Origin of the sequence: Klebsiella sp. 141162 (assembly GCF_050600755.1) — a bacterium.
GTDB lineage: Bacteria > Pseudomonadota > Gammaproteobacteria > Enterobacterales > Enterobacteriaceae > Klebsiella > Klebsiella aerogenes.
The window spans coordinates 533,947-557,379 of the sequence record NZ_JAQIRI010000002.1 but is presented as its reverse complement, the minus strand read 5'-3'; the positions used below and the strand labels follow the sequence as shown (position 1 = coordinate 557,379).

Annotated in this window: 21 protein-coding genes; 13 read left to right on the top strand and 8 right to left on the bottom strand. The window is 57.6% G+C overall.

Annotation, left to right across the window (positions count from 1 at the left end; all coding sequences use genetic code 11):
* Window positions 1-14: 14 nt before the first annotated feature.
* Both PGR23_RS10260 and fepB read right to left on the bottom strand, forming a co-directional pair.
* Window positions 15-2,147 carry a glycosyl hydrolase family 18 protein gene (locus PGR23_RS10260; RefSeq protein WP_047049363.1) on the bottom strand — a complete coding sequence of 711 codons (2,133 nt, stop codon included), beginning with the start codon at window positions 2,145-2,147 and terminating at the stop codon, window positions 15-17.
* 227 nt (window positions 2,148-2,374) lie between these two features.
* Entirely contained in the window at window positions 2,375-3,334 is a 960-nt protein-coding gene (gene fepB, locus PGR23_RS10255) for a Fe2+-enterobactin ABC transporter substrate-binding protein (RefSeq protein ID WP_047049361.1), read from the bottom strand.
* Window positions 3,335-3,521: 187 nt separating this feature from the next.
* Between fepB and entC the strand changes: the two genes are divergently transcribed.
* From entC to PGR23_RS10220, 7 genes are all read left to right on the top strand, one after another.
* On the top strand, window positions 3,522-4,697 hold the full coding sequence (gene entC, locus PGR23_RS10250; RefSeq protein WP_047049358.1) for an isochorismate synthase EntC: 1,176 nt from the start codon (window positions 3,522-3,524) through the stop codon (window positions 4,695-4,697).
* 9 nt (window positions 4,698-4,706) lie between these two features.
* The gene (gene entE / locus PGR23_RS10245; RefSeq protein ID WP_047077900.1) at window positions 4,707-6,314 is read left to right on the top strand and encodes a (2,3-dihydroxybenzoyl)adenylate synthase EntE; all 1,608 of its coding nucleotides are present in this window, start codon (window positions 4,707-4,709) and stop codon (window positions 6,312-6,314) included.
* Between the two features lie 13 nt (window positions 6,315-6,327).
* Window positions 6,328-7,179 carry an enterobactin biosynthesis bifunctional isochorismatase/aryl carrier protein EntB gene (gene entB / locus PGR23_RS10240; protein WP_015367768.1) on the top strand — a complete coding sequence of 284 codons (852 nt, stop codon included), beginning with the start codon at window positions 6,328-6,330 and terminating at the stop codon, window positions 7,177-7,179.
* Entirely contained in the window at window positions 7,179-7,934 is a 756-nt protein-coding gene (gene entA / locus PGR23_RS10235; protein ID WP_396279843.1) for a 2,3-dihydro-2,3-dihydroxybenzoate dehydrogenase EntA, read from the top strand. The genes entB and entA overlap by 1 nt, the downstream gene beginning before the upstream one ends.
* The gene (gene entH / locus PGR23_RS10230) at window positions 7,935-8,348 is read left to right on the top strand and encodes a proofreading thioesterase EntH (protein WP_047049345.1); all 414 of its coding nucleotides are present in this window, start codon (window positions 7,935-7,937) and stop codon (window positions 8,346-8,348) included.
* A gap of 361 nt (window positions 8,349-8,709) precedes the next feature.
* Complete coding sequence (gene cstA, locus PGR23_RS10225; RefSeq protein ID WP_396279842.1) at window positions 8,710-10,815, top strand: pyruvate/proton symporter CstA; 2,106 nt, start codon at window positions 8,710-8,712, stop codon at window positions 10,813-10,815.
* Window positions 10,816-10,918: 103 nt separating this feature from the next.
* Window positions 10,919-11,116 carry a YbdD/YjiX family protein gene (locus PGR23_RS10220; protein ID WP_045392899.1) on the top strand — a complete coding sequence of 66 codons (198 nt, stop codon included), beginning with the start codon at window positions 10,919-10,921 and terminating at the stop codon, window positions 11,114-11,116.
* A gap of 232 nt (window positions 11,117-11,348) precedes the next feature.
* Here the strand turns inward: PGR23_RS10220 and PGR23_RS10215 are convergent, their stop codons facing one another.
* On the bottom strand, window positions 11,349-12,092 hold the full coding sequence (locus tag PGR23_RS10215; protein ID WP_045392902.1) for an SDR family NAD(P)-dependent oxidoreductase: 744 nt from the start codon (window positions 12,090-12,092) through the stop codon (window positions 11,349-11,351).
* 306 nt (window positions 12,093-12,398) lie between these two features.
* On the opposite strand from PGR23_RS10215, the gene PGR23_RS10210 reads away from it, so the two are divergent.
* Genes PGR23_RS10210 through PGR23_RS10200 form a run of 3 tightly spaced genes read left to right on the top strand, consistent with a single transcriptional unit; the run spans window position 12,399 to window position 15,981 of the window.
* Window positions 12,399-13,901, top strand: coding sequence for a sugar ABC transporter ATP-binding protein (locus PGR23_RS10210; RefSeq protein ID WP_047049341.1), 1,503 nt, complete (start codon window positions 12,399-12,401; stop codon window positions 13,899-13,901).
* Entirely contained in the window at window positions 13,898-14,896 is a 999-nt protein-coding gene (locus PGR23_RS10205) for an ABC transporter permease (RefSeq protein WP_032714059.1), read from the top strand. Before PGR23_RS10210 ends, PGR23_RS10205 begins: the two co-directional genes overlap by 4 nt.
* A 20-nt stretch (window positions 14,897-14,916) precedes the next feature.
* Window positions 14,917-15,981, top strand: coding sequence for a sugar ABC transporter substrate-binding protein (locus tag PGR23_RS10200; protein WP_047077896.1), 1,065 nt, complete (start codon window positions 14,917-14,919; stop codon window positions 15,979-15,981).
* Between the two features lie 8 nt (window positions 15,982-15,989).
* Here the strand turns inward: PGR23_RS10200 and mtnK are convergent, their stop codons facing one another.
* A complete protein-coding gene (gene mtnK, locus PGR23_RS10195) occupies window positions 15,990-17,189 on the bottom strand; it encodes an S-methyl-5-thioribose kinase (RefSeq protein ID WP_380379134.1) in 1,200 nt (399 codons plus the stop codon).
* Window positions 17,190-17,293: 104 nt separating this feature from the next.
* Here mtnK and mtnA point away from each other — a divergent pair, with 104 nt between their 5' ends.
* Together mtnA and PGR23_RS10185 are read left to right on the top strand one after the other, a co-directional pair.
* Window positions 17,294-18,319 carry an S-methyl-5-thioribose-1-phosphate isomerase gene (gene mtnA, locus PGR23_RS10190; protein ID WP_396279841.1) on the top strand — a complete coding sequence of 342 codons (1,026 nt, stop codon included), beginning with the start codon at window positions 17,294-17,296 and terminating at the stop codon, window positions 18,317-18,319.
* Between the two features lie 25 nt (window positions 18,320-18,344).
* The gene (locus tag PGR23_RS10185; protein WP_047050113.1) at window positions 18,345-18,950 is read left to right on the top strand and encodes a methylthioribulose 1-phosphate dehydratase; all 606 of its coding nucleotides are present in this window, start codon (window positions 18,345-18,347) and stop codon (window positions 18,948-18,950) included.
* A 6-nt stretch (window positions 18,951-18,956) separates the two neighbouring features.
* On the opposite strand, the gene PGR23_RS10180 is transcribed toward PGR23_RS10185, so the two are convergent.
* Both PGR23_RS10180 and mtnC read right to left on the bottom strand, forming a co-directional pair.
* A complete protein-coding gene (locus tag PGR23_RS10180; RefSeq protein WP_045392919.1) occupies window positions 18,957-19,499 on the bottom strand; it encodes a 1,2-dihydroxy-3-keto-5-methylthiopentene dioxygenase in 543 nt (180 codons plus the stop codon).
* On the bottom strand, window positions 19,496-20,185 hold the full coding sequence (gene mtnC / locus PGR23_RS10175; RefSeq protein WP_315712727.1) for an acireductone synthase: 690 nt from the start codon (window positions 20,183-20,185) through the stop codon (window positions 19,496-19,498). Before mtnC ends, PGR23_RS10180 begins: the two co-directional genes overlap by 4 nt.
* 184 nt (window positions 20,186-20,369) lie before the next feature.
* Here mtnC and PGR23_RS10170 point away from each other — a divergent pair, with 184 nt between their 5' ends.
* On the top strand, window positions 20,370-21,515 hold the full coding sequence (locus tag PGR23_RS10170; RefSeq protein WP_396280112.1) for a pyridoxal phosphate-dependent aminotransferase: 1,146 nt from the start codon (window positions 20,370-20,372) through the stop codon (window positions 21,513-21,515).
* On the opposite strand, the gene PGR23_RS10165 is transcribed toward PGR23_RS10170, so the two are convergent.
* The gene (locus PGR23_RS10165) at window positions 21,516-22,142 is read right to left on the bottom strand and encodes an IbrB-like domain-containing protein (RefSeq protein ID WP_045392928.1); all 627 of its coding nucleotides are present in this window, start codon (window positions 22,140-22,142) and stop codon (window positions 21,516-21,518) included.
* Complete coding sequence (locus PGR23_RS10160) at window positions 22,127-23,350, bottom strand: phosphoadenosine phosphosulfate reductase (RefSeq protein ID WP_063414714.1); 1,224 nt, start codon at window positions 23,348-23,350, stop codon at window positions 22,127-22,129. Before PGR23_RS10160 ends, PGR23_RS10165 begins: the two co-directional genes overlap by 16 nt.
* Between the last annotated feature and the right edge of the window lie 83 nt (window positions 23,351-23,433).

Genomic DNA, 23,433 nt, shown 5'->3' with positions numbered 1-23,433 from the left:
TTCACTTATAACACTTAGTACGCGCCGAGATCTTTCCAGACGTCGAACTGGCCGCAGTTCAGGTCCGGCTGGTTGCCCTGAGACCACCATTTCACCTGGTAGTTATGGCCTTTCCAGCTCACGGTTTCAAAGGTACCCCAGTTGCCGCCATAAACAGTATTGGCATTCCACTGCGGGTAAGGCGCGGCGGCATCGTCAGAAGGAACAACGTCATCATCCTTTGCCGGCACGTCATCGGCATCTTTTTCGTCGTCAGCCGGTTCATCAGCCGGCTCATCGGCTGGCTTGTCATCGCTCTGGCCATTCTGGGAAGCCACGACCACGGAGAGGATAAAGCGCTGCTGGGTTGACGGTTCGCCCCAGGTATCGCGAACGAACAGCGTGAAAGTAAATTCAGTGTCCGCGGTGACTTCCGGTACGTCGAACTCAATGACCGCGGCGGTTTTATCAGCGACATCAATCGCTGCCGGCACGCCCCAGCTGTAGCTCAGCTCGTCGCTATCTTCATCAGATGATTTTTCACCGGACAGGCGAACGCGAGAGCCGCCTACGACCATCATTTCAATCGCCGCTTCCGGCGCATGGTTTACCGTTGGTTCGGTTGGCTCATCTTCTGACTTATCGTCATCCTGTTCATCAGCAGGCACAACGTTGATGCCTTCGAAATAGAACGGGTCCATATCGATAACTTCAGAAGCGATTTCATACCCCAGACCTTCACGGGCGGCGTTAACCAGCACGCCGTTATCATGGTCAATAGTCCAGGTAAACAGACCGCCCAGCCCCAGGCTGGCAGCGTATTCGCCTTTGGCTTTGACGGTGCGCGGGGTATCCAGCGACATGAAGAGTTTGGATTCCGGGTTGTAGAGGAAGTCAGCATCAGCTACCTGGTCGGTGTAGACGTTGAAGCCGTTACGGCCTTTCTGGTTTTCCAGGTCCAGGTAGTTATAAATGACGTCATACCATTCGTTGGTGCCGGATTCAAATGTACCGACAGTGGTACCGTTACCCGGGTTATAGGTGCCTTTCAGCGGCGACAGCGATTCCAGCTCGGCATTGCGGCCGTTACGGGTATAGCCGGCGTAACCGATGTTGATGCGCTCAGCCGGGAAACCTTCCGCCAGCAGGTGTTCAACAATGGTATTAATCGCCCAGTCGCCTTGCTCAATGGCTTTCAGGTTGGTGTGGTGTGTGATGCTTTCCGCCCACGGGGTGCCGAAGAAGTCATAGGTCATGACGTTGATGCCGTACAGACCGGCATTCATCAGCGCTTTGACGTTGGAATAACCAAACGTTTTTACTACCGCGGAGCTGGCAATGGAGATTTTGACATCGCTCAGGCCGGCGGAATCGAGCTGTTTACGCAGTTCGCCAATCAGCAGGGCGTAATTATCGCCATCTTCCGGGCCGTATGGGTTACCGGCGCCTTCGGCGTTCGGGTATTCCCAGTCGATATCCACTTCGCTGAACATCGGGAACTGTTTGAACAGTTTCACCACGCCTTTGGCGAAGGTTTTACGGGCGGAATCCGACGCCGCGGTTTCATGGAAACCGTTGCTCATGGTCCAGCCGCCGATGCTCATTGACAGCACCAGGTTGTGGCCCTGCTGTTTGGCTTTCGCCTGCAGGTCACGCAGACCGCCGAGCAGGCCTTTGGTGTTTGTCTGGGTTACGGTTTTCGGATCAACATCCCAGCCGCTGACGCTGTGGCCAACGTTAACGTAAGACTGGAAATCGCCCCACGGATCAAGGAAGGTCGGTTCATATTTCACTTTGCCGCACTGCTCTGCCCCTTCTGCCACCACATCACGCCACTGACCATCCACTTTATGGAAGCCGGTTACGCCGACGAAGCCAACGATGATTTTATCGTAAGCGGTAGGGGAGACGTTAGTCAGGTCGTAGCCGCGGCCGCGGTTATCTTTCGCATCGCTGCCCTGCAGGCGGCCATCGTACTGAGACCAGTCGGTGTAATAACCGAATACTTTAGGTTTGTTGGTTGCGCTTTTGTATTTGTTATACACCGGTTTGGCGACGCGGTCCGAAGTATAGCTGTAGTTGCTGACTTCCGTTGCCGGGTTAAAACCATCTGCAGCGTTACTGGTTTCGGTCAGGGTATCGCCTTTAATCAATTTGCTTGTCGTCACGGTAATTTCCTTATGAGTTGAATGTCCACCTCAAGTGGTGTGAGGCAGATATTCGAGGAACGCGGCGGCGATGGCTAATCACAAAACAACACCTCAAACGATGATGATTCGCGTGAGGCGCCGATGAGGTATCAAGTGGGGAAGGCAATAAAAAATTCTTTTATAACAAAAGGATGATGTAGTTGATGATGTGAAATGAGATCCCGGCCCCAGGGCCGGGAAGAGAATCAGGCAAAGAGCGCCGATAAACGTTGTAGCACCAGCATGGCGCTGTAGTAGTCAAGACGGAAGGTTTCCGTCCCCAGCGGATAAACGCGCTTTGCAGCAACGGCTGGCAAATGCGCCAGTAGCGGATTGGCGTAAATTGCCCCGGCGTCTTTCTCGTCGCCGGCGAACAGGAACAGGCTTTCGCCGTTAATTCCGGCGGCCAGGTTTTCGCCGCCCAACTGCACGATATCGTGACGCTTACCCTGGCTCTGGCTGGCGTGCAGACCACCCGGCAGCGTCGCCAGCTTAAAGCCTAACTGTTCCAGCATCTGACCCTGCGCTGATTCCGGCGTCCAGATATTGGCGCTATGCGCCGCGGCGGTATAAACCAGCGCGGTGACCGGCTGCGGCGGCAACTTCAGTTTCTCTTTTAACGAAACGAGCTGTTTATTGAACTCGGCAATGCGCGCGTCCGCCTGCTTTTCATGACCGGTAATATGTCCCAATTGGGTTAGAAGCGTCTGCCAGCTTTTATCGTCGTAGTTGATGATAAGGGTCGGCGCGATAGTCGAAAGCTGGTCGTACAGCGCCAGCGCGGAATCGCCGCCGGTGGCGCTAATCAGGATCAGATCCGGCATCTGCGCCGCTACCGCTTCGGCGCTGGGTTCGCCAATATACAGTCGCGCTAGTTTGCGCTTTTTAGCGATATCGCCCCACTGGCGCAGAAAGCCCTGTGCATCGGCCACGCGGTTATTCGGCGTGGTCGCGCCGCTGGCGACCACCGGCGCATCAATAGCCAGCAACGAACCGGTGAGGGTGACGCTGGTTGAGACTATGCGCAGCGGCTGGCTTTCCAGCGTATGGGTACCGCGACTGTCGGTGATCTGACGCGGCCAGTCCGCCGCCAGCGCTGAGGTAATTCCTAAAAGGCACAGCCCGCTGGCGAGTAAAGTACGACGGCAAAAAGTGGCAAAATTCACGAATTCGCATCCTGAGTCAGTTGTAGTAAATACGTCTCATTTTCAACTTTGTGTAACCCGGATGCAAGTTTAAGTCGCATAACCTGCTGTTTGTGCGGTTGACAAGGAGAGCAATACCTTTTAGGTTAGCCAACAAAAATATAAATGATAATTATTCTTAATATCTTTATCGTTTTTGGAGGATGATATGGAAACGTCACTGGCTGAGGATGTACAGGAAAAAACGCAGACCCTGTCGCCGCAAAGCTTCTTCTTTATGTCGCCGTACCGCAGCTTCAGTACCACCGGCTGTTTTAGCCGTTTTTCCCAACCTGCAGTCGGTGGTGATTCGCTGAACGGCGAGTTTCAGCAGAAAATGGCGGCCGCATTTGCCGAAGCCCGCGCGGCGGGGATCCGCAAGCCGGTCATGGTCGGGGCGATCCCGTTCGACACCAATCAGCCTTCCGAACTCTATATCCCCGAACGCTGGGAATCTTTCTCCCGTACCGACAAACAACAGTCCGCGCGTTACGCGGCGCCGCTCAAGGCTATGGATGTTGTCGATCGTCAGGAGATCCCGGAGCAGGACGAGTTTCTGGCGATGGTAGAACGTGCCGCCGCGCTGACGGCGACTCCCGAAGTCGACAAAGTGGTGCTCTCCAGGCTGATTGATATCACTACCCGCGACCGGGTCGATAGCGGCGCGCTGCTGGAACGGCTGATCGCCCAGAACCCGGCGAGCTTTAACTTCCATGTCCCGTTGTCAGACGGCGGGGTACTGCTGGGCGCCAGTCCGGAACTGCTGTTGCGTAAAGAAGGGCTGCACTTCAGTTCGCTGCCGCTGGCCGGCTCCGCCCGCCGCCAGCCTGACGATGTGCTGGATCGGGAAGCGGGCAACAAGCTGCTGGCGTCAGGCAAAGATCGCCATGAGCATGATCTGGTCACGCAGGCGATGAAGAGCGTGCTTGGCCCGCGCAGCAGTCAGCTGTCGCTACCGGAATCGCCGCAGCTGATTACCACCCCGACGCTCTGGCATCTGGCGACGCCGATCGAAGGTACGGCGCTGGCGGAAGAAAACGCCATGTCGCTGGCCTGTCTGCTGCATCCGACTCCGGCGCTGAGCGGCTTCCCGCATCAGGTGGCAAAGCGGCTGATAGCCGAGCTCGAACCGTTCGATCGCCAGCTGTTTGGCGGCATCGTCGGCTGGTGCGATGACGAAGGCAACGGCGAATGGGTGGTGACCATCCGCTGCGCGCGCCTGCATCAACGCTCGCTGCGCCTGTTTGCCGGTGCGGGTATCGTTCCGGCCTCCTCGCCGCTGGGCGAATGGCGCGAAACCGGCGTCAAATTGACCACCATGCTCAACGTATTTGGCTTGAATTAAGAGGCAAGGATGATTGCATTTACCCGTTGGCCGGAAGAGTTTGCGGCCCGCTATCGTCAAAAAGGTTATTGGCAGGATCTGCCGTTAACCAATCTGATTACCCGTCATGCGCAAAATGACGCCGTGGCGATTATCGACGGCGAGCGGCAGATTAGCTACCGCCAGTTTAACCAGCTGGTGGATAACCTCGCGTCCTCCCTGCAGCATCAGGGACTTAAGCGCGGAGAAACCGCGCTGGTGCAGCTTGGCAACGTCGCTGAGTTTTACATTACCTTCTTTGCGCTGCTGCGTATCGGCGTCGCTCCGGTTAACGCCTTGTTTAGCCACCAGCGCAGCGAACTCAACGCCTATGCCGCGCAGATTAAACCGGTGCTGCTGATTGCCGATCGTGAGCACGCGCTGTTTGCTGACGATAGTTTCCTTAATGGTTTTATCGCTGAGCATCCTTCGCTGCGCGTCGCGCTGCTGCGTAACGACGGCGGCGAGCGCGATCTGGCAACGGAAATTAACCGCACGGCGGATAACTTTGTCGCCAATCCGACGCCGGCTGACGAAGTGGCTTTTTTCCAGCTCTCCGGCGGCAGTACCGGGACGCCGAAGCTTATCCCGCGTACCCACAACGATTACGACTACAGTATCCGCCGCAGCAACGAGATCTGCGGTATTAACGCCGATACGCGCTATCTCAACGCATTGCCAGCGGCGCACAACTATGCGATGAGCTCGCCGGGCTCACTGGGCGTCTTCCTCGCCGGCGGCCGGGTGATCCTCGCCGCTGACCCGAGCGCCACGCTCTGTTTCCCGCTAATCGAAAAACACCAGATTAACGTCGCGTCGCTGGTGCCGCCGGCGGTCAGCCTGTGGCTGCAGGCTATTCATGAATGGGGCGGCAACGCGCAACTGCAATCGCTGCAGCTGTTGCAGGTTGGCGGAGCGCGCCTGTCCGCGACGCTCGCCGCGCGTATCCCGGCGGAAATCGGCTGCCAGCTGCAGCAGGTGTTCGGCATGGCCGAGGGGCTGGTTAACTACACCCGCCTCAACGATAGCCCGCAGCGAATTATCAACACCCAGGGTTGCCCGATGTGCCCGGACGACGAAGTGTGGGTAGCGGATGCCGATGGCAACCCGCTGCCGCGCGGCGAAGTGGGCCGTCTGATGACCCGCGGCCCTTATACCTTCCGCGGCTACTACAACAGCCCGCAACATAACGCGGAAGCCTTTGATGCCGATGGATTTTACTGCTCAGGCGATCTGATTTCGATCGATGAAGATGGCTATATCACCGTCCAGGGGCGGGAAAAAGATCAGATCAACCGCGGCGGCGAGAAGATCGCCGCTGAAGAGATCGAAAACCTGCTGCTGCGCCATGAGGCGGTGATCCACGCCGCGCTGGTCAGCATTGAAGACAATCTGCTCGGCGAGAAGAGCTGCGCTTATCTGGTGGTGACCTCGCCGCTGCGCGCCGTCGCGGTACGTCGCTTTCTGCGCGAGCAGGGCGTGGCCGAATTTAAATTGCCGGATCGCGTGGAGTGCGTTGCCGCGCTGCCGCTGACGCCGGTGGGCAAAGTCGATAAAAAACAATTACGTCAGTGGCTGGCCGAAGGCAAGCTGGGCTGAAGGAGAACAGAAAATGGCAATCCCTAAATTACAGGCTTACGCGCTGCCGGAAGCCAGCGATATCCCGGCCAACAAAGTTAACTGGGCCTTTGAGCCGTCGCGTGCCGCGCTGCTGATCCACGATATGCAGGAGTATTTCCTCAACTTCTGGGGCGAAAACAGCGCGATGATGGAGAAAGTGGTGGCTAATATCGCCGCCCTGCGCGACTTCTGCAAACAAAACGGTATTCCGGTGTACTACACCGCCCAGCCGAAAGAGCAGAGCGATGAAGACCGCGCCCTGCTGAATGATATGTGGGGGCCGGGGTTGACCCGCTCGCCGGAACAGCAGCAGGTGATTGCCGCGCTGGCGCCGGATGAACAGGATACGGTGCTGGTGAAATGGCGCTACAGCGCGTTTCATCGCTCGCCGCTTGAAGAGATGCTGAAAGAGACCGGCCGCGACCAGCTGATCATCACCGGCGTTTACGCCCATATCGGCTGCATGACTACCGCCACAGATGCTTTTATGCGCGATATCAAACCGTTCTTTGTCGCCGACGCGCTGGCGGATTTCAGCCGCGAAGAACACCTGATGGCGCTGAAATACGTCGCCGGCCGTTCCGGACGCGTGGTAATGACCGAAGAGCTGCTGCCGCTGCCGGCCTCCAAAGCGGCGCTGCGCGCGCTGATCCTGCCGCTGCTCGACGAATCCGACGAACCGCTGGATGATGAAAACCTGATCGACTACGGCCTGGATTCGGTGCGCATGATGGCGCTGGCCGCCCGCTGGCGCAAAGTGCACGGCGATATCGACTTTGTGATGCTGGCGAAGAATCCGACCATCGACGCCTGGTGGGCGTTGCTCTCCCGCGAGGTGAAATAATGGCGGCGCTGGATTTTCGCGGTCAGACCGTATGGGTGACCGGCGCAGGTAAAGGCATTGGCTATGCCACCGCGTTGGCTTTCGTCGAGGCCGGGGCCAACGTCACCGGTTTCGACCTTGCCTTTGCCGGCGAAGGCTACCCGTTTGCCACCGAAACGCTGGACGTCGCCGATGCCGACCAGGTACGCGACGTGTGCGTGCGTTTGCTCAACGACATCGAACGACTGGATGTACTGGTGAATGCGGCCGGGATCCTGCGCATGGGCGCGACCGATCAACTGAGCGCGGAGGACTGGCAGCAGACCTTCGCGGTGAACGTTGGCGGCGCGTTTAATCTGTTTCAGCAGACGATGGCGCAGTTCCGTCGTCAGCGTGGCGGGGCGATCGTCACCGTCGCTTCCGATGCCGCGCATACGCCGCGTATCGGCATGAGCGCCTATGGCGCTTCGAAAGCGGCGCTGAAAAGCCTGGCGTTGACCGTCGGGCTTGAGCTGGCAGGGAGCGGCGTACGCTGCAACCTGGTGTCGCCTGGCTCTACCGATACCGACATGCAACGTACCCTGTGGATCAATGACGATGCGGAACAGCAGCGGATCCGCGGATTTGGCGAGCAGTTTAAGCTTGGCATCCCGCTGGGCAAAATCGCCCGCCCGCAGGAGATCGCCAATACCATTTTGTTCCTCGCCTCTTCTCACGCCAGCCATATCACGCTGCAGGATATTGTGGTCGATGGCGGCTCGACGCTGGGGGCGTAAATGGCCTGGAAACGAGAGCTCACGCTTGCGGCATTGAACGCCAGCAGCGAAAACACCATGGTGGCGCATCTTGGCATCGTCTACACCCGGCTGGAAGAGGGGCTGCTGGAGGCGGAGATGCCGGTGGATGCGCGCACGCATCAGCCGTTTGGCCTGCTGCACGGCGGCGCTTCCGCGGCGCTGGCGGAGACGTTGGGCTCGATGGCCGGTTGGCTGATGACCGAGGATGGGCAGTGCGTGGTGGGCACCGAGCTTAACGCTAGCCACCATCGTCCGGTCTCCAGCGGGAAAGTACGAGGCGAATGCCGACCGCTGCATCTTGGCCGCCAGAGTCAGAGCTGGGAAATTGTGGTGTATGACGAAAGGGGGCGGCGCTGCTGCACCTGTCGTCTGGGTACCGCGGTGCTGGGCTAAGAAGCCGCTATTTCCCCGGCTTGCGCTGCGCTGAGCCGGGCTACGGGCTGTTATCGGTTGGCAACCTAGTGGCACACGGGGCGGCGCGTTGCGCCTTCTCCGGGCTACCAAATCGCACAGCGCTGTAGCCCCGGTAAGCGGTAGCGCCACCGGGGGTTTTGAGGCCGCCACCCGACAAAAAAACGACACCGTTCACGGTAATCCTTTCATTTATTTTCCTGTCTTAAGTGATCCCGCTAGCAATGTGAGATAAATCTCCGCCGCGGTGCATCATCCGCGCTGTTTCGAAGTTGTTAAATTCTGCGTTGTGTTCTAGAAACAAACTGTAACATCCTGATTACCCTACCGGTGGACCACAACAATGAATAATTCAGGGAAATACCTCATCTGGACATTGCTCTCCGTGATCGGAGCCTTTGCCCTCGGCTATATCGCCTTAAACCGGGGTGAGCAGATAAACGCGCTGTGGATTGTCGTCGCGGCGGTCTGCGTTTATCTGATCGCGTATCGTTTCTACGGCCTGTATATCGCCAAAACCGTCCTCGGCGTTGACCCAACGCGAATGACCCCGGCGGTGCGTCATAATGACGGCCTCGATTATGTTCCGACTGACAAAAAAGTGCTGTTCGGTCACCATTTTGCCGCGATTGCCGGCGCAGGGCCGCTGGTGGGGCCGGTGCTTGCCGCGCAGATGGGCTACCTGCCGGGGATGATCTGGATCCTCGCCGGCGTGGTGCTGGCCGGCGCTGTGCAGGACTTTATGGTGCTGTTTGTTTCGACCCGTCGCGATGGCCGTTCGCTTGGCGAACTGGTTAAAGAGGAGATGGGGCCGACCGCTGGCGTACTGGCGCTGGTGGCCTGTTTTATGATCATGGTGATCATCCTCGCGGTACTGGCGATGATCGTGGTGAAAGCATTGACCCACAGTCCGTGGGGGACATACACCGTCGCCTTTACCATCCCGCTGGCGATTTTTATGGGCATCTATATTCGCTACCTGCGCCCGGGGCGCATCGGCGAGGTGTCGGTGATAGGCCTGGTGATGCTGGTGTTCGCGATCATTTCCGGCGGCTGGGTGGCGGAAAGCCCGACCTGGGCGCCGTGGTTTGATTACACCGGCGTACAGCTGACGTGGATTCTGGTGGGTTACGGCTTTGTTGCTGCGGTACTGCCGGTCTGGCTGCTGCTGGCGCCGCGCGACTATCTCTCCACGTTCCTGAAAATCGGCACCATCGTTGGTCTGGCGATTGGCATCCTGATTATGCGCCCGACGCTGACCATGCCGGCGCTGACGAAGTTCGTCGACGGTACCGGCCCGGTGTGGACCGGCAACCTGTTCCCGTTCCTGTTTATCACTATCGCCTGCGGCGCGGTTTCTGGCTTCCACGCGCTGATCTCCTCCGGCACCACGCCGAAAATGTTGGCCAACGAAGGCCAGGCCTGCTTTATCGGCTACGGCGGCATGTTGATGGAATCCTTCGTCGCGATTATGGCGCTGGTGGCGGCCTGTATTATCGATCCGGGCGTCTACTTCGCGATGAACAGCCCGATGGCGGTGCTGGCGCCGGCGGGGACGACTGATGTCGTGGCCTCGGCGGCGCAGGTAGTGAGCGGCTGGGGCTTTAGCATTACCCCGGATACGCTGAATCAAATAGCCAGTGAGGTCGGCGAACAGTCGATCATTTCACGCGCCGGCGGCGCGCCGACGCTGGCGGTGGGGATGGCTTACATTCTGCACGGCTCGCTGGGCGGGCTGATGGATGTCTCTTTCTGGTACCACTTCGCCATTCTGTTTGAGGCGCTGTTTATCCTGACGGCGGTTGATGCCGGCACCCGCGCGGCGCGATTCATGCTGCAGGATCTGCTGGGCGTGATTAGCCCCGGGTTGAAAAAAACCAGCTCGCTTCCGGCTAACCTGCTGGCGACCGCGCTGTGCGTCCTGGCGTGGGGCTACTTCCTGCATCAGGGGGTGGTTGACCCGCTGGGCGGTATTAATACCCTGTGGCCGCTGTTCGGTATCGCCAACCAGATGCTGGCGGGGATGGCGCTAATGCTGTGCGCGGTGGTACTGTTCAAGATGAAACGCCAGCGCTATGCGTGGGTGGCGCTGTTGCCGACAAGCTGGCTGCTGATTTGTACGCTGACCGCTGGCTGGCAGAAATCGTTTAGTCCGGATACCAAAGTCGGCTTCCTGGCCATCGCCAATAAATTTCAGGCGATGATCGACAGCGGTACCATTCCGCCGCAGTATACGGAATCGCAGCTGGCGCAGCTGGTGTTTAATAACCGTCTCGATGCCGGGCTGACTATCTTCTTTATGATTGTGGTGGTGGTTCTGGCGCTGTTCTCGATTAAAACCGCGCTGGCGGCGCTGAAAGAGGATAAACCGACGGCGAAAGAGACGCCGTATGAAGCGATGCCCGCGGATGCGCAGACCTTAACGGCGCAGGCGAAGCGCGTGCATTAACCTGTTTGCCGGGGGGCGCTAGCGCTGACCCGGCCTACCTTTCTTCTCCTCCCTCTCCCTGTGGGAGAGGGCTGGGGTGAGGGAAATAAGCGAGAAACTCATTATGTTCGACACCCTTTCCAAAGCAGGAAAATATTTAGGCCAGGCGGCGAAGATGATGATCGGCGTGCCGGATTACGATAACTACGTCGAGCATATGCGGCTGACCCATCCGGATCGGACGCCGATGACCTATGAAGAGTTCTTTCGCGAACGCCAGGACGCGCGCTACGGCGGTAAGGGCGGGGCGAAGTGCTGCTAGCCTTCTTTCGGTAAGTAGAGGTTGATTTTCTTTATGCATCACGTCGCATACTTCACCTGACAGCATTACGTCATCATAGCAATCGTGTTCGATTTCAATATCTTCCAGATCGTCGTCGGTTTCGTCGTCGATCTCTGCCATCTGTAAACGCAGGTAAGAGGCAAAACGCAACCCGTCGAGGCGGCGCGGGAAGGCCTCTGCCGGGCGACAGAGGCTTGCAGAAAATAGGCGATCAGGCGTTCAAGCCGCCATCCACGTCGAGCCCCGTACCGGAGATCTGCCCGGCGGCCGGGCTGGCCAGGAAGGTGACCGCCGCGGCGATGTCTTGCGGCTGGCCGTAGTGACCGACCGCAATCATCTGGCGCTGGGCTTCCGCCTGTTCCCCATCCTCCGGGTTCATATCGCTGTTAGTCGGCCCTGGATGGACAAGGTTAACGGTGATCCCGCGAGGGCCTAAATCACGTGCCAGCCCACGGGTCAGGGAGTTGAGGGCGGACTTGGTCATGGCGTAAACCGCGATACCCGGCATGGCTACGCGGTTGGCCAGACAGCTGCCGATGTTGATGATCCGTCCGCCATCGGACATATGCACCAGTGCTTCCTGGATGGCGATAACCACCCCACGAATATTGACGTTGATAAGGGCGTCAATGTCCGCCAGCGTCATGGATTCCAGTGGACCGCCGCGGGCGATGCCAGCGTTGTTGACCAGAATATCCAGTCCGCCGAGGGCCCGGGCCGCATGGGTGACGGCATCCTGAATGGCCTGCGCGCTGGCGCTGTCGGCCTGCACCGCTTCGCCGTACCGACCCAGGGCCTTTATTTCATCGGCGACCGCCTGGGCTTTATCGGCCGATTTTTCATACGTAATAACCACATCGGCGCCGGCGCGCGCCAGCGACAGCGCAATAGCGCGACCCAACCCACGGCTGGCGCCGGTAACCAGCGCCTTCTTACCTGTTAAATCGATCTGCATGATGACCTCGTTGCGAGAGTGGTGAGAATCATCATTAGGTATAGACGGTCGGGGTGATTAACGGCTGAAGTATTCCACCTTCTCGAACGCGGCGCGCAGAACGTCAGGGTTAACGTCATCGGCAGGCTAAAGCGCTACCCCGGTGGGAAGCAGTCCTTATAGGTGTTGGGCTAACCTGATGTTATGTCTGGACATCCAGATGGCTAATATTATTTGGTTTTATCTTATGCTTTTTACGCAGTTGTCAGGCATCGGCGGCTGTGAAAAATTCGTTAAATCAGAATATTAATTGCCCCGGGGAGGGTGATGAGCGTGAATCGCCTTGAGATGCATAACATTAGCCTGGCCTTTTCCGGTTTTCAGGCGCTGAGCAAGGTGGCGTTTACCCTTAAGGGCGGAACGGTGCATGCGTTGACCGGCGCCAACGGCGCTGGCAAATCGACGTTGATGGCGGTGTTGTGCGGGACGCATGCCGATTACGAAGGCGAAGTGGTGATCAATAACCAGCCGGTTAGCATTCGTTCGCCGCGCGATGCAAAGCAACTGGGAATTCATCTGGTACAGCAAGAGGTGGATGTTGCGCTGGTTCCGGGGTTGAGCATTGCCGAAAATATCATGCTGGACAGGCTGGCTGAGCCGGGTGCGGTTTTTCGCTGGTCGCATGTGCGTCAGCAGGCGCGCGATGCGCTGGCGCAGCTTGATATTGCGCTGGATGTTCGACGTTCAATCGATAGCTGTACCCTTGCCGAAAAGCAGCAAATTCTGCTGGCTCGCGCACTGTCGCACCATTGCCGTTTTTTGATTCTTGATGAACCCACCGCGCCCTTGGATCAGCACGAAAGCGAACGCTTATTTACGGTGGTTCGTCGTCTGCAGCAGCAGGGGATCGGCGTGGTCTTTATTTCGCACCGTATTCATGAACTCAAAGCGATTTGCGACACCCTGACGGTGCTGCGCGATGGCCGTTTAATCGAAAGCGGCCCGATGGCCGAGCTCAGCGGCGAGCAGATCGTCGAAAAAATGCTCGGTCACGAGCTGAGCGATATTTTCCCGCCTGCGCGTCCGCCGCACGGCGCAGAGGTGCTGTTGCAGGTTGAGGGTTTGCATGACGAGGCGCTGTTGCAGGATATCTCGCTACGCCTGCATAAGGGGGAAATTCTCGGTATCGCCGGCTTAGCGGGCGCGGGAAAAACTGAACTCTGCAAAGCCTTATTCGGCGCCAGTAAAAGCCGCCTGCGCCACGGCGAACTTAACGGCCGGCCGTGGCGGCCGCGCGACCCGGCTGATTCCGTCCTCCAGGGCCTGGCGCTGGTACCGGAAGAGCGGCGCAAAGAGGGGATATTCATCGATGAGGCGATCGCCATGAATCTGGCGGTCAGCGCCGATAACAGCTTTTCGCGCTGGAGCCTGTTCGGCCATCGGCAGGCGTGGCGGTGGGCGCAGGAAGTTATTGCCCGTATCGGCGTGCGCGCCACCGGGCCGGGGCAGACGCTGCGCCGTCTCTCCGGCGGTAATCAGCAAAAAGTGGCCATCGGCAAATGGCTGCGCGGCAGTGCAAACGTGCTGATTTTCGACGAACCGACGAAAGGGGTGGACGTGAAAGCGAAAACCGATCTGTTTCAGTTGATTGATGGCCTGGCGCGGGAAGGCCGGGGCGTGATTTACGCCTCCGGTGAATTTTCCGAGCTGGTAGGCCTGTGCGATCGCATCTGCGTGCTGTGGGATGGGCGCATTGTGGCGGAAATTCCCGGCGCCGAGGCGCGGGAAGAGACGATTCTTTATTACTCCACCGGAGGAGCGGCAGCGTGAGCAAGGCCCTGGCAGTCAACGCGACGGTATCGGGCCGTCAGCGGTTTTTCGATTTTCTCTATAAATGGGGCATGTTGCTGACCGTGGTACTGCTGGTTGGCGTCTTTGGTTTAGCCTCGGATAACTTTCTTGACCCGTTTAACATCATCAACATTCTGCGCTCCATCGCTATTGTGACGGTGATTGCCATTGGGGTGTCGATTTCGCTCACCATCGGCGGCTTTGATCTGTCGGTGGGGTCGACGGCGTCGCTGGCGAATGCGTTAGTGATTTCGTTGTTTGTCTGGCACGGCCTGAACACCACTGAAGCCATTCTGATCACCCTCGCGCTCTGTACGCTGGTGGGGTTATTCAACGCGTTTCTGATCGTAGTGCTGCGCATTCCTGACATGCTCGCCACGCTTGCCAGCCTGTTTGTGATTCAGGGCGTGGCGATGACCTACAGCTACGGCGGCTCGATCACCGAAAATATGGTGCTGCCGAGCGGCGAAATGGCCGAAGGCACGATCCCGGCGGCATTTGGCGCGCTGGGGCAGGTGCCGACCATCGTCATTATCATGCTGGTGGTGACGTTAATCGCGCAGCTGGCGCTGTCGTTCACCACCCACGGGCGGCGGATGTACGCCATCGGTGGTAATCCGGAGGCGGCGCGGCTCTCCGGGTTGCGGATCACGCGCTATAAAGTAGCGGCCTACGTGATTGCTTCGCTACTGGCCGGATTGGGCGGCATTTTATTGGCATCAAGAATTGGCTCTTCCCAGGTGAACGCCGGCGGCGGTTACCTGATGGATGCGGTCGCGGCGGCGTGGATCGGCTTTTCGCTGGCGGGCTCCGGCAAACCGAATGCGCTGGGGACGCTGGTGGGAGCGGTGATCCTCGGCGTGCTTTCCAATGGCCTGGTGATGCTCTCGGTGCCGTATTACGCGATGGACATTATTAAAGGGCTGGTGCTGGCTGGCGCGCTGGCACTGACCTATTTTCAGCGCCGTACCTAACATTTTACAGGGTAAACAAAATGAAAAAGATAGCACTTTCTCTCATGGCGCTGGGCCTGCTGCAGTCGATGGCAGCGCTGGCGCAGACCCCGACGCCGGTTCCGGCGGCGATCGCTGAGCATAACGGCCCGATCCGCATCGCGGTGATTCGCAATCTCGGTTCTGACGATAACACCACCCAGTTTGTCGCCGGGGCGATTCAGGAAGGTAAAAAACTCGGTTTTAAAGTTAGCACCTTCCTGAGCAACGGCGATGACGCGAAATTCCAGGACTTCGTCAATCAAGCTATTAGCCAGAAATACGACGGTATTATTCTTTCCCAGGGACGCGATCCCTACTCGACCGCACTGGTGAAAAAAGCGGTCGATGCCGGGATAAAAGTGGCGGTATTCGATACCGCGGTGCAGGGAACTATCCCCGGCGTGACGGTTAGCCAGCAGGATGACGCCTCGTTGACCGAGCTCTCTTTTGGCCAACTGGTAAAAGACTTCAACGGCAAGGCCAACATTATCAAGCTATGGGTGGCAGGATTCCCGCCAATGGAGCGCCGTCAGGCGGCCTACCAGACGCTGCTTAAACAAAATCCGGGGATTAAAGAGCTGGAGTCGATCGGTGCCGTGTCATCCGACGTGCAGGGCGACACCGCCAACAAAGTCGGCGCGATTCTGGCCAAGTATCCCAAAGGTAAAATTGACGCCATCTGGGGCACGTGGGATGCCTTTAGCCAGGGAGCCTATAAAGCACTGAAAGAAAACGGCCGTAGTGAAATCAAACTCTACAGCATCGATATTTCCAATCAGGATTTACAGCTGATGCGGGAAGCTGGTAGTCCGTGGAAGGTTAGCGTGGCGGTCGACCCGAAACTCATCGGCGCCACCAACGTCCGCTTGATCGCCAATAAAATTGCCGGGGAAAGCACCCCGGCTACCTACGATTTCAAGGCGGCGGCGATTCCGCAGGCGCTGCTGGCGGCACAGCCGGGGGCGGTCAACGTGGCGTCGCTGGGGAAAGTTATCCCTGGCTGGGGGCAAACCGAAGACTTTATCGCCCCGTGGTTTGCCACGCTGGAAGCCCAACATAAATAATCAAGCGATTAACTGTACTGGCGTACGCGGGCGATAAGCTCATCCACGCAATCAATACGCTCGGCGATGACGATCAGCGCTTTGCCGAGCGTTATCGCGTGGCGCAGACATTCGTGGCGCATGGCCGTGTCCTGAATCGAATCGATATCGGCGACGTGTGAAAGCCCGACGCTGCGGCGTATCAGTTCGGTACCACAGAATCCAATGGCATCGCACCATACTTTTTTCAGGAATACTGAGGCGTAACCGGGGCAGGTCAGCGCCGCATCGCGGGTTTTCTCCGCCGCCAGCGCCTGGAAACGCTCGCTGAAGGTGTGCCATAAGGTCTGAATATCGCTGAGCCGCTGTTCGCGCGCGGCGGCGGCATCGCGAATGCCGAGATGGCCCGGTAGACCGCAATAGTTAAGCAGCAAGTTGCCAATGGCGGTGCCGACGTCAAAACCGATAGGGCCGAAATAGCCAAATTCGGCATCGATGGCTTTAAGGCTATTTTCAGCGACGAAGATGGAGCCGCTATGAATATCGCCGTGCAGCAGGGCTTCGGCCTGTGAGAAAAAGCGGTGCTTCAGCGCCGCCACCGCCAGCTTAAGCTGAGCGTCCTCACGCAGGGCGGCAACCTCTGCTTCCAGCTCCGCCGGGTAGTTATTGCGCTCGTGGATCTGATACGGATCGTTAAAAAACAGATCCTCGGTGATCTCGCACATTTCCGGATTGATAAATTGCGCCACCTGCGCTTTTTTCTCATGCGGATGGAGATAGAAATCGCTGGTGTGGAACAGCGCCTGCGCCAGATATTCGCCCAACTGGCGCGCCGCCTGCGGATAGTAGACGTTGCCGATAAGCTCGCCGCGCCAGATACGGTGGTCGGACAGGTCTTCCATTACCATGACCGCCAGAGCGGGATCGAAATGGAGAATTTGTACCGTATGTTGCGGGCTGTGTTGGTAGTGCGCGACCAGGGTCTGCGCTTCGAGGCGCGCGCGGTCAAGGGTCAGCGGCCAGGATTCGCCGACGCAGCGCACATAGGGCAGCGCCTGCTTAACAATAATTCGGCTCACGCCCTGAGCATCGAAAATTTTGAACACCAGATTGAGGTTGCCGTCGCCCACCTCCTGCGCCGACACCAGCTCAGACGGATCGTCGAGCCCGCCAAATTGTTGTGCGTAAGCCACCGCATCGCTGGCCGTGAAGGTATGGTATTGCGACATTGCCTCGATCCTCAAAAGTGCTGAATTAAGCCGTTCAGACGTCTATACATCTGGATTTCATCCTGACACAATGTGATACAACAACGCAACAGGGATTTAACGATATGCAGACACTACAGACCACCAGCCTGCGGGTAAGCGAAAATCAGCTTTTTATTCTCGATCAACAGGCATTGCCGCAGGAAAAACGCTGGCTGGCGGCGGATAACGTTGCGCTGCTGGTGGACCATATTCATGCCCTGCGGGTGCGCGGCGCGCCGTTGATCGGTCTTTCCGCCAGCCTGCTGTTGGCGCTGTTAGCCCAGCGCGGTCTTTCCCGCGACGAGCTTGCTCAGGCGCTGGAAACATTGCGTGCGGCGCGGCCGACCGCGGTCAATCTGATGAACAATCTCGATCGGATGAAGCAGGCGCTGGCGCAGGAAAACTATCCGCAGGCGTTGGAGAGCGAAGCGCTGCGCCTGATTGCCGAAGATAAACAGCTGTGCGCCAGTATTGCCGAAGCCGGTAATACACTGGTGACGCCGGGTAGTCGCTTGTTGACCCACTGTAATACCGGCGGTCTGGCGACGGCCGGCGTTGGCACTGCGCTGGGGGTTATCGCCCTGGCCCATGAACAGGGCAAAGTGGCTAACGTCTGGGTCGACGAGACGCGGCCGCTGCTGCAGGGCGGGCGACTGACCGCCTGGGAGCTGGGTGAACTGGGCGTGCCGTATCAGCTGATTACCGACTCCATGGCTGCCAGCCTGATGGCGCAGGGGCAGGTTGATGCGGTATGGGTCGGTGCAGATCGTATCGCCGCCAATGGCGACGTGGCGAACAAAATCGGGACCTATTCGCTGGCGGTGCTGGCTCACTATCATCGCATTCCTTTCTACGTGGCGGCGCCGCAAACCACTCTCGATCGCCACTGCCCGGACGGCGCGGCGATCCCGATTGAACAGCGTGCGGCGCAAGAGGTGACCGGCGTAAAAGGCAGCTTTGGCGCGGTGCAGTGGGCGCCAGAAAACGCGCCGGTTTACAACCCGGCCTTTGACGTGACGCCAGCGTCGTTAATCAGCGGTTGGGTGCTGGATAGCGGCGTGGTTACGCCACAGCAGGTGGCAGACGGTATCTTCGCGCCGGTGGCGTAACGGTTAACCTCGATAAGGAACAATTATGTGGCAAGAGCGACTCGCACAACTGGTGACCACCTGTCACTGGATTGGCGCGAAAGGGTGGGCGCCGGCAACCGGCGGCAATATGTCAGTACGCGAGGATGCGCGCTGGTGTTGGTTAAGTGAATCGGGGCGCGATAAGGGCAGCCTGACCTGCGACGATTTTCTTCAGGTAGATATCCTAAACAATAATGCGCCGTCGGGGCGGAAACCGTCGGCGGAGACCGGGTTGCATACGCTGGTCTATCGTCTGTTTCCGGAAGCGAACGTCGTGCTGCACGTGCATACCGTGCACGCTACGGTGCTCTCACGCCTTGAAACCGGCAATACTCTTCAGCTGCAGGGCTATGAAATGCAAAAAACGCTGAGCGGGCAGCATAGCCATCTCGATAGCGTAGCGGTGGCGATTTTTGATAACGATCAGGATATCGAGGCGCTGGCGGCGCGGATTGAAGCGTATGCCCGTAGTCATCCTTTACGTTATGGATTTTTGATCCGCGGCCACGGTTTAACCTGTTGGGGCAGGGATGTTAGCGAGGCGCGGCGTCAGCTGGAAGGGCTCGAATTCCTTTTCGAATGCGAGCTGCTGCGCCGCCGCTATGCGTAAAGGCGATTAGGGTAAGCGCGGGTAGGCATCGGCGATAGCATCGCCGGTGAACTGCGCTATCCAGCCTTCCGGGTTGTCAAAAATGCGAATGGCGGTGAAATTCGGCTCTGACCCCATATCGAACCAGTGTGGGGTATTCGCCGGAACGGAGATCAGATCGTTCTTTTCGCACAGCACCTGAAAAACTTCATCGCCGATATGCAGGCAAAATAGCCCGGCGCCTTCGACAAAGAAGCGCACTTCATCTTCGCCATGGGTATGCTCATTGAGGAATTTTGCCCGCAGCGCCTCTTTCTGTGGATTATCCGCTCGCAGGCTAATGACATCCCAACTTTGGTAACCCTTTTCAGCGACCAGTTTATCGATCGCGTGTTGATAGGCCGCAATAACGGTTTCAGCGGTTGGCGCCGGGCCCAGGTAGCGATCGGCCTGCCAGCGCTCGAAGCGCACCCCTTTTGCGCTCAATTGCTGCTGGATTTCATCGGCGTTGCTGCTGTGCCAGCGTGGATGGCTGGCGTCGTTAACGGAAAAAATAGTTAATGCGCTCATGAGGGAAGTTGCTCCGGGTCGATGTCGTCAAAACGCTGAACCTGTGGATGATGGCTGGCCGGGTCGCGGTCGCCGCGTACCAGCTGCAGGGTGCGTAAACCTGCCGCTTCGGCGGCGTCCAGTTCCTGATGGATATCAGAGAGGAACAGAATGCTCGCCGGGTTATGCCCCAGTTGTTCGGCGATAGTGCGATAGGATTGAACTTCGCGTTTGGCGCCGACCAGGGTATCGAAATAGCCGCTGAAGAGATGAGTAATATCACCTTCGTCGCTGTAGCCAAATAACAATTTCTGCGCGGCGACCGAGCCTGAGGAATATACATATAAATCAATGCCCATTGCCTTCCATTTCTCCAGCGCCGGGAGAACATCGGGATAAAGATGGCCGGTAAAATCACCGTTCAGATAGCCCTCGCGCCAGATAATGCCCTGCAGCGCTTTCAGCGCCGTCGATTTACGATCCTCGTCCATGAAGCGGAATAGCGTATCGATAAGCTGGGCGGTGCTGGCTTCGGGAGAGGCGATTTCCGTACGCAGATTGTCGAGAATGGTACTGACCGGCTCGACGTACTGCTGCGCGTTGACAAACGCGGCCAGCCGCTCGCGGGCGTAGGGGAATAAGACGTTATGGACGAAGCGAATGTCGCTGGTGGTGCCTTCAATATCGGTCACGATAGCGCGGATCATGGTATCTCCAGAGTGGATAGTGCGCCGTGCTGCCGGTGGCGTCGGTTTGCCGCCTGCCTGCGGCAAGCGAAATAACGTTAGCATTTAGACGTCTAAGCGTCTTGATTGCCAAATATTAACATCGTGTTATAGTGGCTTCAACAACAGCATTACAATCGGAACAAAGAGAATGAGCAATAAGCCACTGATTCCTGAGAGTAAACTCCCTGCATTAGGCACCACTATTTTTACCCAGATGAGCGCGCTGGCGCAGCAGCATCAGGCCATCAATCTATCACAAGGTTTCCCGGATTTTGACGGTCCGCGTTACCTACAGGAACGGTTGGCCTGGCACGTCGCCCAGGGGGCTAACCAGTACGCTCCGATGACCGGCGTACCGGCGCTGCGCGAAGCCATTGCCGATAAAACCGCTGAGCTGTATGGCTATCACCCGGATGCGAATAGCGATGTCACCGTCACCGCGGGGGCGACTGAAGCGCTGTATGCGGCGATTACCGCGCTGGTGAGGGCGGGTGATGAAGCGATCTGCTTTGACCCGAGCTACGACAGCTACGCGCCGGCGGTAGAGCTTTCCGGCGGGGTGCTGAAACGGATTGCTCTGCAGCCGCCGCATTTCCGCGTTGACTGGCAGCAGTTTGCCGCCACGTTAAGCGACCGCACCCGTTTGGTCATTCTTAATACGCCGCATAACCCGTCCGCCACCGTCTGGCAGCGGGAAGACTTCGCCGCGCTGTGGCAGGCTATCGCCGGACGGGAAATTTACGTTATCAGCGACGAAGTATACGAGCATATCTGTTTTGCTGAGCAGGGGCATGCCAGCGTACTGGCCCATCCGCAGCTGCGGGAGCGGGCTGTGGCGGTTTCTTCTTTCGGTAAAACCTTTCACATGACCGGCTGGAAGGTGGGGTATTGCGTGGCGCCTGCCGCCATCAGCGCCGAGCTGCGTAAAGTGCATCAGTATTTAACCTTTGCCGTTAACACGCCGGCTCAGCTGGCGCTGGCGGATATGCTGCGCGCGCAGCCGGAGCACTACCGCGAGCTGCCAGCGTTTTATCGGCAGCGTCGGGATCTGTTTATCGATGCGCTACGCGATAGCCGGCTGGAGATTTTGCCTTGTGAAGGGACCTACTTCCTGCTGGCCGACTATAGCGCAATCTCTGATCTTGATGACGTCAGCTTCTGTCGCTGGCTGACGACTGAAGTCGGCGTGGCGGCGATCCCGCTGTCGGTATTCTGCGCCGATCCTTTCCCGCATAAGTTGATTCGTCTGTGCTTCGCCAAGCAGCCGGAGACCCTGCTGGCGGCGGCAGACCGTCTGCGTCGGCTGTAGCTATTTTACCGTCCACGCCTGAGAAAATTGACGGTCGCCGAATATCTCGGCCAGACCGTTAATTTGCTTCAGGCGCAGCACTTCATCGGCGTCCATCCCCAGCTCTTTACTGATTTTGCTATTGCTCCAGCCGAGATTGGCCAGCTCGCGGACAATTTCCGACATCGCGTGGATCTGATGGCGTCCGCGGGCCCGGTTGTGGCGGATAGTGGCGGCCATCAGGGCATCGCGCGGGTGGCTGTTCGCCGTCAGACAGGTTACCGGCAAATACCCCTTGAGCTGCTTTTTCAGCGACACTTTATTACTGGCCAGTTCGTGGCGGTGAAAACCGTCAACGATGGTATAACGCTTTGGCTGCTGATGCTGCACTACAATAGGTTGCGTAAAGCCGTTGGCCTCCAGCGAGGTTAGTAACAGCCGCTTTTCCGGTGGTGCAAGATTGTTAGGGTTGTAATCATTGGGAACCACTTCTCCCTCTTTAACCCATAGCACGCAGTCAACCGGCTGGTTGCGAAAAGGACTATGGCGATGCAAAGCCTGGCGAAAGCGGTTTAGTGCGTCGATTTTCTCCTCTTCCGGCAGAGCGGCCAGATACTCTTCTATCTGGGTTATTAGTCGTTGTTGCATAACAGTCCCCATTGTTGGCGTTTTTTACTTATACGCTCACAGTAGTTTTTATAGCGGGTGGCTTTAGTTGGGCTAAAAGAAAGCTGGCGACACCAGTAATCATTATTCAATAACACCTTGCAGACGCGTCGCCACGAAGGGATATCCCGGGTGCCGATGTCGCCCTCCTGGCAATCGGGAATATCGTCCATTCCCTGTTTTTGATACCAATGCAGGTAGACCGCGATTTTGTTGCGATAGTGCTCGGCAGTTGGTCGCGGCATGCTATCCAGCAGAAACAGGGCATAACTCTTCCAGCTGTGGTGCCCGGGTTTATCGAGTTTACGGTGACCATAAAATTTGTTGTCATATCCGGCATAAATACCGCCGCTGTGCACGCCGTTTACGCGCTGGCAAATGGCTGCCCAACGCTCAGGTTCCAGCACGTGATACAGCCAGAGCCCCTGGCGCTGCTCGGGGCCAAAAGGTTCGCAAATCCGCATATAGCGTGGCGGCACCCCGGCCTGATACATCAGATCGTAAAGGGGGTTATAGGTATGGCCGCTTTTGCTAAACCACGTCCAGATATCGGCGGTTTTCCAGTCATAGATCGGATAGATGTACCAGGTATGACCGCCCGGCGCCGATGTTGTCCATGGCTTGTCGTCGGCAAAGCGCAGTTTGCGCTGCGATGAGATGGTCATAAAACGATTAAGCGACTCATCTGCCCGGATACCCACCATCATCGCCGCCGGGCGGTTTTGCGAAAACCAGTCGGCGAAATCGCGAACGAACTCTTCGAAGCTCATTCCGCTACGATAAAACGGGAAATAGCCGGGATCGGTAATGGCGTCAGCGGGGGGCTGGCGTACCCAGTTGACGCCAGGTTCCCAGCATTGCCACTCCGGCGAAAACTGAGTCAGTGAATTTTGCGTGGTGAGCGGTAGGGCAACCCAATAAAATTTTTCAATAACATCCCGGTATTCGGCGCGGATATTTTCGCAATGCTGGATGGTACAGGAAAATTGCGCCTCCCAATCGATAAACAGCACGCTGAATTTTTTACCCATTTGCCGGGCGCAAAGCGCCGCCAGGTGCAGCATGGTGGTGGAGTCTTTTCCGCCGGAGAAAGAGATGCAGATGCGTGAAAAATTTTCTAATACCCACTGTATCCGCTGCTGGCTAGCCTGAAGAACGGACTCGGGTAATGGAATTTTTATTAATGACATTACCATTAATCCTTTAATGTGATAGGTACGCTTTTTCAGGTAGTGTAGAACACATTAATGGTAAGGTTAATATGAAATAGTAA

Bases quoted from the DNA above. Each gene is read 5' to 3' on its own strand.
- PGR23_RS10210 (WP_047049341.1), top strand. From the start codon at position 12,399: ATGAGCGTGAATCGCCTTGAGATGCATAACATTAGCCTGGCCTTTTCC.
- PGR23_RS10220 (WP_045392899.1), top strand. From the start codon at position 10,919: ATGTTCGACACCCTTTCCAAAGCAGGAAAATATTTAGGCCAGGCGGCG.
- PGR23_RS10200 (WP_047077896.1), top strand. From the start codon at position 14,917: ATGAAAAAGATAGCACTTTCTCTCATGGCGCTGGGCCTGCTGCAGTCG.
- PGR23_RS10180 (WP_045392919.1), bottom strand. From the start codon at position 19,499: ATGAGCGCATTAACTATTTTTTCCGTTAACGACGCCAGCCATCCACGC.
- PGR23_RS10165 (WP_045392928.1), bottom strand. From the start codon at position 22,142: ATGCAACAACGACTAATAACCCAGATAGAAGAGTATCTGGCCGCTCTG.
- mtnC (WP_315712727.1), bottom strand. From the start codon at position 20,185: ATGATCCGCGCTATCGTGACCGATATTGAAGGCACCACCAGCGACATT.
- mtnK (WP_380379134.1), bottom strand. From the start codon at position 17,189: ATGTCGCAATACCATACCTTCACGGCCAGCGATGCGGTGGCTTACGCA.
- PGR23_RS10160 (WP_063414714.1), bottom strand. From the start codon at position 23,350: ATGTCATTAATAAAAATTCCATTACCCGAGTCCGTTCTTCAGGCTAGC.
- mtnA (WP_396279841.1), top strand. From the start codon at position 17,294: ATGCAGACACTACAGACCACCAGCCTGCGGGTAAGCGAAAATCAGCTT.
- entC (WP_047049358.1), top strand. From the start codon at position 3,522: ATGGAAACGTCACTGGCTGAGGATGTACAGGAAAAAACGCAGACCCTG.
- entB (WP_015367768.1), top strand. From the start codon at position 6,328: ATGGCAATCCCTAAATTACAGGCTTACGCGCTGCCGGAAGCCAGCGAT.
- entE (WP_047077900.1), top strand. From the start codon at position 4,707: ATGATTGCATTTACCCGTTGGCCGGAAGAGTTTGCGGCCCGCTATCGT.
- entA (WP_396279843.1), top strand. From the start codon at position 7,179: ATGGCGGCGCTGGATTTTCGCGGTCAGACCGTATGGGTGACCGGCGCA.
- PGR23_RS10215 (WP_045392902.1), bottom strand. From the start codon at position 12,092: ATGCAGATCGATTTAACAGGTAAGAAGGCGCTGGTTACCGGCGCCAGC.
- PGR23_RS10185 (WP_047050113.1), top strand. From the start codon at position 18,345: ATGTGGCAAGAGCGACTCGCACAACTGGTGACCACCTGTCACTGGATT.
- cstA (WP_396279842.1), top strand. From the start codon at position 8,710: ATGAATAATTCAGGGAAATACCTCATCTGGACATTGCTCTCCGTGATC.
- entH (WP_047049345.1), top strand. From the start codon at position 7,935: ATGGCCTGGAAACGAGAGCTCACGCTTGCGGCATTGAACGCCAGCAGC.